An 8619-nucleotide genomic window follows, 5' to 3' on the forward strand; every position below is an offset into this window, starting at 1 on the left:
GCCGGCCGTGTCGCCAGCGACGGGGCCACGCCCGCCGCCCTTCGTTCCGGCTCCGAGGGACCTCGCCTCGGTGCCGCCGCGGGTCGTCGCGGCTCATCGGCCCTCGCAGGTCGAGTCGAGACACCGCCGACCGCGACTCGTCTCGAACATCGGCAGACCGCAGTCGCAGTCGTCGCCGACGACGCCCGCGGGGAGGGAAAACGCCGTCTCGCACTCGGGATAGGCGTCACAGCCGGCGAGCAGGCGGCCGCCCCGCCGGATGATTCGGAGGGGCGACCCGCAGTCCGGACACGACCACTCGCCGTCGAACCGGGCTTTCACGTGGTCGTCCAGCGGGTCGCACCGGCGGTCGATGCACACCTCGAACGGCGCGCCGCGCTCGACGCGCATCAGCGGCAGGCCGCAGTCGCGACAGGTCTCGTCGAGGACGGTCGCGCCCGCCGGCAGGCGGTACTCGGTTCCCGAGTCGAGAGCGACGACGGACCCGTTGGTCCTGACGAGCGGGTCGCCGGTGTCGGGATGTGAACCGACCGGGACGCCCGCGTCGCTGGCGGGGTACTCGGCGCGGCCGGTCACGTCGTTCGACTCGACCGTGAGCGTCTGGTCGCCGGCGCGGGCCACGAGGCCGAACGACCCCGGTCCGGACTCGACGGTCAGCGAGTCGGCTCGGGTCAGCCACGCGACGGGCTGGTAGCCCCCGGCGTCGTGGACGAGGACGGTACGGTCGGGCTTGGCGACGACGACGACCCGCCCGCGCTGGGTGCGGTCGCGGGAGCCCTCGAAGCTGACGGTGCAGTCGCCGGCGAAGACGCGTATCGAATCCATGAGCCGGGGTGGTCGCCGGTTCCGATTTGAACCTTCGTACGGGGGTTCATCAGCCATGCCGCGGCACGAAGCTCTTTGGTCGGCCGCGGCCGAGGGCGAACCATGGACGCGAACGTCGTGCTGTTCGACATGGACGGAGTGTTGGTCGATTCCGAGCAGTACTGGCACGCCTTCGAGGACGAGTGGGTGTTCGCCGACGCTATCGAGTCCGGCGACCCCGACCACGAGGAGATAACGGGGATGAACTTCCGCGAGATATACGACTACCTCGACGCGGAGTACGGAACGACCGTCACGAAAGAAGAGTTCATCGCGGCGTACCACGAGAACTCAGAGAGCGTCTACGGCGAGAAGGTCGTCCTGATGGACGGCGCGGAGGAGCTGTTTTCAGACCTCCGCGCGGCGGGCAAGAAGGTGGCAATCGTCTCGTCGGCCCCGCAGGACTGGATTTCGACCGTCCGCGAGCGGTTCGACCTCGACCCGCTCGACCTCGTGCTCTCGGCCGACGACATCGACAAACCGGGAAAGCCCGAGCCACACATCTACGAGCACGCCGCGGCCGAGTTCGGCGTCGCCCCCGAGGAGTGCGTCGTCATCGAGGACTCGATAAACGGCATCGAAGCGGCCGTCCGGTCCGGTGCGTACACCATCGCCTACCGCGGCGGGCAGAACGCCGACCTCGACCTCTCGCGGGCGGACGAAATCGTGAACGGGCCGGCGGAGTTGCGGGCGGCGTTGCTCGGCGAGGAGTAGGCGAAAAGCGGCCAGAAATCGGCTGCCCGCGTCTTTTCCGTTATTCGACCCGGACCGTCCGCGACTCCCGAATCGGGAGCAGCGGCAGGTCGGGGAACGTGACTTCCACGACGAACTCCAGTTCGTCGTCCGTCGCGCCGAAGACGCCCACGGGGACCGCCACCTCGTCGGAGAGGTAGCACGTCTTCGCAGACATCTCCACGTCGTTGACGGTGACGCGGATACCGACTGAGCCGCCGCCGCCGTCGTTTCGCACGCGGATGTCGTGCATGTCGCTCTCGCCGCGGGCGACCGACTCGGGGAAGTCGCCCCAGTCGATGTCGGGCGCGGGGAGGTCCTTCGCGCTCTTGATGACGCGCTCGGCGACGCCCTGCGAGAGGCCCGCGCGAGTGAGTTCCTTCACGCCGGCGTCGACCACGTCGGCCGGGGTCGAGAGCCCGCCGGTGGCGAGCTTTCGCGCGCGGCCGGGACCGATGCCGTCCACGGCCGTGAGCGCCGCGGCGTCGCTGCTGACGCCGTTGTCGACGCGGGCCTCGACGCGCTTTGCGAGGTTGGCCGCGCGGGCGTCCGCGAAGGTGTCGAGGAACTCGCGGAGCGCCGAGAGCAGTCGGAGCGCGTTCTGCTTGATGACCCACGCGTCGCTCCGGAGTTCGCTCGGCGTCGAGTTCGCCATGCTGGCGTGGAGGATGGCGAGCACCTTCTTCGGGCCGTCTTCGAGCGTGGTCGAAACGCCCGTCAGCACCGAGTCGACGGCGTCCACCTCGGACTGGCGCGCCGACACCTGTCGGAAGTCGGCCGCGCCCGCGACGGTTTCGAGGATGTCGTCGGCGGTGATGCGGTCCCGTTCCGCGAGGTCGGCGAAGCGCGAGGCGGTCCCGAGTCGGAGGTAGTACTTCGAGGTGAGTCGCCCGAGCGGGGTCGCGTCGATGGAGAGATCGTCGTCCATCTCGACGAAGCCGCGAGAGACGAGGCGGTCGAGCACGTCGCGGACGCGCTCGCGGAGGTCCTCGAAGTCGTACGCCGCCGGGTTCGACTGCGCCCGGCGGTAGTAGAACGTCGTCTCCAGCCACGACAGCACGTCGTCGAGGTCGCGGATGGTCCCCATGGCGATTTCGGCGTTGAGGTGCGAGTCGAGGTCCTCGGCGAGTCTGGACTCGATTTCCTTGCCCTCGCGGAGCAGGCGGCGGTACTTGTTCTGGTCCGAGCGGTCGCAGACGACCCAGCCGTAGCCCACGTCGTCGTAGCCGGGGCGGCCCGCGCGGCCGAGCATCTGGAGGATGTCGAGCGGCGAGATGTCCACCTCGCCTTCGAGCGGGTCGTGGTGTTTCGTGTCGCGGATGACGACGCAGCGGGCGGGGAGGTTCACGCCCCACGCGAGCGTGGAGGTCGAAAACAGGAGCTGAATCTTGCCCTCCTTGAACCACTCCTCGACGGCCTCGCGGTCGTCCCGCGAGAGGCCGGCGTGGTGGAAGCCGACGCCGTCTAAGACGCCCTTGGCGAGCGAGTCGTTGCTCAGTTCTTTCGCCTCGTTGTGGAAGTCGTAGTCGCCGCGCGCGCCGATTGGCACGTCACGCTTCGCGAGTTCGTCGCGGGCCTTGGCGGCCGCGCGGACGGCGTCCTGCCGCGAGGAGACGAAGACGAGCGACTGGCCGCCGTCGCGGATGTGCGGCTCCGCGAGGTCGAACGCCCGGTACAGGCGGCGGTACTTGTCGGCGAAGGAGTTCTCGCCGTGGGTGTAGGTCTTGACGCCCGCGTGGAGGTCGACGGGGCGGTAGTCGTCGCCGAACTCGAAGGTCGTCTCGTCCGGCGCGTCGAGCCACGCCGCCACGTCGTCGATGTTGGGCATGGTCGCGGACAGCGCGACGATTCGGGGGTCGCAGATGCGGCGCATCCGCGAAACGGTGACTTCGAGGACGCCGCCACGGGTCTCGGAGTCCAGCAGGTGGACCTCGTCGATGACGACGCAGTCCACGTCCTCGATGAAGGAGTAGCGCGCCGAGTCGTGTTTCCGGGTCGCGGAGTCGGTCTTCTCGGGCGTCATCACGAGGATGTCGGCGCGGGCGGCCCGGCGGGGGTTCAGGTCGCGCTCGCCGGTGACGACGTACACCGAGTAGCCGAGGTCCTCGAAGCGCTCCCACTCCGTTTCCTTCTCGGTGGTGAGCGCGCGGAGCGGCGCGATGAAAAGCGCCGTCCCCTCGTCGCGGAGGGTCCGACAGATGGCGAGTTCGGCGAGCGCCGTCTTCCCGCTGGCGGTGGGCGCGGAGGCGACGACGTTGTGGTCGGTGTCGAGGATGGCGGGCAGCGCCTCGCGCTGCATCCGGTTGAACTCCTCGAACCCGAAGGCGTCTGCGAACTCGGGGACCGCCTCGGCGACTTTCACTGGGCGCACCTCCGGGTGCGCGCTGGCGTCGGGGACGAGACGAAGACGAGCGTCATACACGAAGCCGAGTCGTCCGTGGGGAAAGGCGTTTCTCCATCCGGCGCGGTGGCTCGCCGGCGTCGAACGAGCGGAAAACGGAGGGACTGAGGTTGGTGGCGCGTTCAAGCGGAACGCGGTGTGGTGTGGTGGAATGGGGGAGGATTCGGGGACCTCGGCGTCGGGCCGATTACGCGGCGCCGGCGAGCGCGGCGATGAACGACCAGTTCGTCCCCGCGGTGGCCTCGTGCTTCTTCGATTCGGCCTTCGTCATGTTGCGGCGGTGTTTCCAGTTCATACTCGACAGAAGTCTTTACTCGAATATAAGTTTTTCAGTTAAGTGATATATCTAGCACGGTCGTACATGCTGTTTGATGGAAAGCCGTGATATATTCGGTCCGAACGTTTCGTTTTACGAGATAGTAGTGTTCGTTTGAACGATTCTGAACAAGGCGTGATAACACGGGGCGCACTGGCGCTGGGCGAAGTCACGGCGACGCGGTTTCGGTCGCCTCGGGGAGTAGCTCCGTCGGCAACCCGACAGACGGCGGACCAATCCTCACGTTTTTGCCCGTCGCCTCGCAAGAACTGCCTATGCGCACGCGGCGGAAGCCAGACTGGTTGAAGATGCGACCGCCATCGGGCCGGCGTTTCACCGATATCAAATCGACGCTCCGGGACCGGAACCTCAACACCGTCTGCGAGGAGGCGAACTGTCCGAATCTCGGAGAGTGTTGGAGCGGCCGCGACGGCCCCGGGACGGCCACGTTCATGCTCATGGGTGACCGGTGCTCGCGCGGGTGTAACTTCTGCGACGTGACGACCGGCGGGATGGAGCCACTGGACCCCGATGAACCGGCGAACGTCGCCGACGCGGTGACCGAAATCGGTCTCGACTACGTCGTGTTGACCTCCGTGGACCGCGACGACCTGCCGGACCAGGGCGCGGCCCACTTCGCCGAGACCATCCGCGAAATCAAGCGCCGCGACCCCGAGGTGCTCGTCGAGGTGCTGATTCCCGACTTCCAGGGCGAACCCGAGCACGTTCGGAAGATAATCGACGCCGGCCCCGACGTCATCGCCCACAACATCGAGACCGTCGAGCGGCTCCAGTGGCCGATTCGGGACCGCCGCGCCGGCTACGAGCAGTCGCTTTCGGTGCTCCAGCAGGTGACAGACGAGTCCGACATCCACACGAAGACCTCGGTCATGCTCGGCCTCGGCGAGCACGCCCACGAGGTCTACCAGACGCTCTCCGACCTCCGCGAGGCCGACGTGGACATCGTCACCTTCGGTCAGTACCTCCAGCCCTCCCGGAGCCACCTCGACGTGTTCGAGTACGTCCACCCCGACGCCTTCGAGACGTGGCGGCGCGTCGCGGAAGACGAACTGGGCTTCCTCTACTGCGCGTCCGGCCCGATGGTCCGGTCGTCGTACAAGGCCGGTGAACTGTTCGTGGACGCGCTCCTCCGCGAGGGGTCGAGCGTCGAGGAGGCGCGACAGGCCGCCCGCGCGGCCGCCGGACAGTAAGTCGCGCGCCACCCCATGCCGCGCGACTCGACCGACCGGGTCCGACCCCGTTCCGCCCCGAAACAGTCCTGCAATGCTGTCGATATTTCCGATTATTTCTCGGTGATGTGTGGGTTCACACTAATGAACGTCAGGAAGAATCGTTTAGAAGCGAAAATGTCCAATTTTACCTCGCGTGAGTTTACATAGCACGACGCGAACCGCAATATTCCGAGCCAAAGTAAATTATATACGAAAACAATATAACGCCGGCGGGTGTCGATTTTGCCATGAACAGGAGGGTTCTCCCGTGAGCGTGCTTCAGCGCGACCCGCAGGACCAGGTACGAGTGCTCGACGAGAACGGGACCGTCGTCGGCGAGGTTCCCGACATCGACGACGAGACGCTCGTCGAGATGTACCGGTACATGCGTCTCGCCCGACACTTCGACACGCGGGCGGTGAGTCTCCAGCGACAGGGGCGGATGGGGACGTATCCGCCGCTGTCGGGACAGGAAGGCGCACAGATCGGCAGCGCAATCGCGCTCGACGAACAGGACTGGATGGTCCCGAGCTATCGCGAACACGGCGCGTCGCTGCTCCGGGGCCTCCCGCTGAAGCAGACGCTTCTGTACTGGATGGGCCACGAGAAGGGCAACGAGATGCCCGAGGACGTGAACCTCTTTCCGCCCGCGGTCCCCATCGCCTCGCAGATCCCCCACGCGACCGGCGCGGCGTGGGCGAAGAAGCTTCAGGGCGAGGACGACACGGCCGTCATCTGTTACTTCGGCGACGGCGCAACCTCCGAGGGTGACTTCCACGAGGGGCTGAACTTCGCGGGCGTCTTCGACACACCGAACGTCTTCTTCTGTAACAACAACCAGTGGGCCATCTCGGTGCCGCGGGAGCGACAGACCGCCTCCGAGACGCTGGCGCAGAAGGCGACCGCCTACGGCATCGACGGCGTGCAGGTCGACGGGATGGACCCGCTCGCGGTCTACTCGGTGACGAAGGCGGCGCTCGACAAGGCGAAGAACCCCGCCGAGGGCGAGGGGCGGCCGACGCTCATCGAGGCGGTCCAGTACCGCTTCGGCGCGCACACGACCGCCGACGACCCGACCGTCTACCGCGACGACGAGGAAGTCGAGAAGTGGAAGGCGAAAGACCCCATCCCGCGGCTGGAGTCGTTCCTCCGCGAGACGGGCCGCATCGACGACGAGGGCGTCGACGCCATCGAGGCGGACGTGAAACAGCGGGTCGCCGACGCCATCGAGGCGGCCGAGTCCGACCCGCGTCCGGACCCGAGCGAGATGTTCAACCACGCATACGCCGAGCGAACCCCGGAGATTCAAGCGCAGTACGAGGAGTTCGAGGCGCTCCGCGAGAAGTTCGGCGACGAAGGATTCCTCAGAGAATGAGCAGTCAGAACCTCACCATCGTGCAGGCGGTACGGGACGGTCTCTACACCGAGATGAACCTCGACGACGAGGTGCTCGTCATGGGCGAAGACGTCGGCAAGAACGGCGGCGTCTTCCGGGCCACCGAGGGCCTCTGGAACGAGTTCGGCGACGACCGCGTCATCGACACGCCGCTGGCCGAGTCCGGCATCATCGGCACGGCCGTCGGCATGGCCGCGATGGGGCTGAAGCCGGTCCCCGAGATTCAGTTCTCCGGCTTCATGTACCCCGGATTCGACCAAATCGTGAGCCACATGTCGCGGTTCCGCAACCGCACCCGGGGCCGCTACACGCTCCCCATGGTGCTCCGCGCGCCCTACGGCGGCGGCATCCGCGCCCCCGAGTCGCACTCGGAGTCCAAGGAGATGTTCTACGCGCACGAGGCCGGCCTGAAGGTCGTCATCCCCTCGACGCCGTACGACACGAAGGGACTGCTCATCTCCGCCATCCGCGACCCCGACCCGGTCATCTTCATGGAACCGAAGCTCATCTACCGGGCGTTCCGCGGCGAAGTCCCGGAAGACGACTACACGGTCCCTATCGGCGAGGCCGCGGTTCGCCGCGAGGGCACGGACGTGTCCGTGTTCACCTTCGGTGCGATGACGCGCCCGACGCTGGAGGCCGTCGAGAACCTCGAAGACGAGGGCATCGACGCCGAAGTCGTGGACATCCGCACCATCTCGCCGCTCGACCGCGAGACCATCGTCGAGTCGTTCAAGAAGACCGGCCGCGCGGTGGTCGTCCACGAGGCCCCGAAGAACGGCGGCCTCGGCGCCGAAATCACGGCGACGATTCAGGAGGAGGCGCTGCTCTACCAGGAAGCGCCGGTCAAGCGCGTCGCGGGCTACGACGTGCCGTACCCGCTGTACGCGTTGGAAGACTACTACCTCCCCTCGGTCGCCCGCGTCGAAGAAGGTATTCGTGAGGCGGTGAACTTCTGAACGATGGCGCTCAAGGAATTCAAACTCCCCGACGTCGGCGAAGGCGTCGCGGAAGGCGAACTCGTAACGTGGCACGTCGCGCCGGGCGACGAGGTGACAGAAGACCAGGTGCTCGCGGAGGTCGAGACGGACAAGGCGCTCGTCGACGTGCCCTCGCCGTTCAACGGGACGGTTGAGGAACTCCTCGCCGAGGAGGGCGAGGTCGTCCCCGTCGGCAACGTCATCATCACCATCCGGGTGGGTGGCGACGACGAGGACGCCGCCGAGACCGCAGGCGCGGACGCCGACACCGAGGAGACGGCCGAGAGCGACGACGCCGGCGACGCCGCCGACGCCGCCGACGACTCCGGGTCCGGCGGCACGCGTGTTCGCCCGCCGAGCGTCGACGGCTCGCCCGCGAACTCGGCGTGCAGTCTCGGAATCCGTCGACGGCAGCGGCCCGAGCGGCCGTGTGACCGAAGGTGACGTTCGCGCCGCCGCGGAAGACGACGGCGACGAGGGCGAACCCAGCGGCCCGCGGACCGTCCAGAGCAACGGGAAGTCCGCGACCGCGAAGCGCGACGAGGGAACGTCTGGGTCCGCGTCGGCCGAGAGCGCCGATCGCGAGCAGACGCTCGCCGCGCCCGCGACCCGCGCGCTGGCCAAGGAGGAGGGTGTTGACCTCAACGCCGTCCCCGCGACCGAGATGCGCGACGGCGAGGCGTTCGTCTCGCCCGAGG

The 8619-nt window shown here is 67.4% G+C and carries 6 protein-coding genes and 1 pseudogene; 5 read left to right on the forward strand and 2 right to left on the reverse strand.

Annotated features, from left to right (window positions below; translation table 11 throughout):
• Window positions 1-93: 93 nt before the first annotated feature.
• The gene (locus NKF06_RS18395; protein ID WP_253246242.1) at window positions 94-825 is read right to left on the reverse strand and encodes an Sjogren's syndrome/scleroderma autoantigen 1 family protein; all 732 of its coding nucleotides are present in this window, start codon (window positions 823-825) and stop codon (window positions 94-96) included.
• Between the two features lie 102 nt (window positions 826-927).
• Here NKF06_RS18395 and NKF06_RS18400 point away from each other — a divergent pair, with 102 nt between their 5' ends.
• Window positions 928-1578, forward strand: a complete 651-nt coding sequence (locus NKF06_RS18400; protein WP_253246243.1) for an HAD family phosphatase — start codon at window positions 928-930, stop codon at window positions 1576-1578.
• Window positions 1579-1618: 40 nt separating this feature from the next.
• Here NKF06_RS18400 and NKF06_RS18405 read toward each other — a convergent pair whose 3' ends face one another.
• A complete protein-coding gene (locus NKF06_RS18405; RefSeq protein ID WP_058827400.1) occupies window positions 1619-3958 on the reverse strand; it encodes a DEAD/DEAH box helicase in 2340 nt (779 codons plus the stop codon).
• Between the two features lie 630 nt (window positions 3959-4588).
• Here NKF06_RS18405 and lipA point away from each other — a divergent pair.
• The 4 genes and pseudogenes from lipA to NKF06_RS21050 all read left to right on the forward strand — a co-directional run.
• On the forward strand, window positions 4589-5524 hold the full coding sequence (gene lipA, locus NKF06_RS18410; protein WP_049920508.1) for a lipoyl synthase: 936 nt from the start codon (window positions 4589-4591) through the stop codon (window positions 5522-5524).
• Window positions 5525-5813: 289 nt separating this feature from the next.
• Window positions 5814-6920 carry a pyruvate dehydrogenase (acetyl-transferring) E1 component subunit alpha gene (gene pdhA, locus NKF06_RS18415; protein WP_253246244.1) on the forward strand — a complete coding sequence of 369 codons (1107 nt, stop codon included), beginning with the start codon at window positions 5814-5816 and terminating at the stop codon, window positions 6918-6920.
• Window positions 6917-7900, forward strand: coding sequence for an alpha-ketoacid dehydrogenase subunit beta (locus NKF06_RS18420; RefSeq protein WP_115880462.1), 984 nt, complete (start codon window positions 6917-6919; stop codon window positions 7898-7900). The genes pdhA and NKF06_RS18420 overlap by 4 nt, the downstream gene beginning before the upstream one ends.
• Window positions 7901-7903: 3 nt before the next feature.
• A pseudogene (locus NKF06_RS21050) lies at window positions 7904-8619 on the forward strand (biotin/lipoyl-containing protein); the annotation flags it as partial.

The sequence above is a fragment of the Haloferax sp. AB510 genome, from assembly GCF_024136985.1.
Classification (GTDB): domain Archaea; phylum Halobacteriota; class Halobacteria; order Halobacteriales; family Haloferacaceae; genus Haloferax.

Coding starts and splice junctions, on each gene's coding strand:
- NKF06_RS18395 (WP_253246242.1), bottom strand. CDS start 825: ATGGATTCGATACGCGTCTTCGCCGGCGACTGCACCGTCAGCTTCGAG.
- NKF06_RS18400 (WP_253246243.1), top strand. CDS start 928: ATGGACGCGAACGTCGTGCTGTTCGACATGGACGGAGTGTTGGTCGAT.
- lipA (WP_049920508.1), top strand. CDS start 4,589: ATGCGCACGCGGCGGAAGCCAGACTGGTTGAAGATGCGACCGCCATCG.
- NKF06_RS18420 (WP_115880462.1), top strand. CDS start 6,917: ATGAGCAGTCAGAACCTCACCATCGTGCAGGCGGTACGGGACGGTCTC.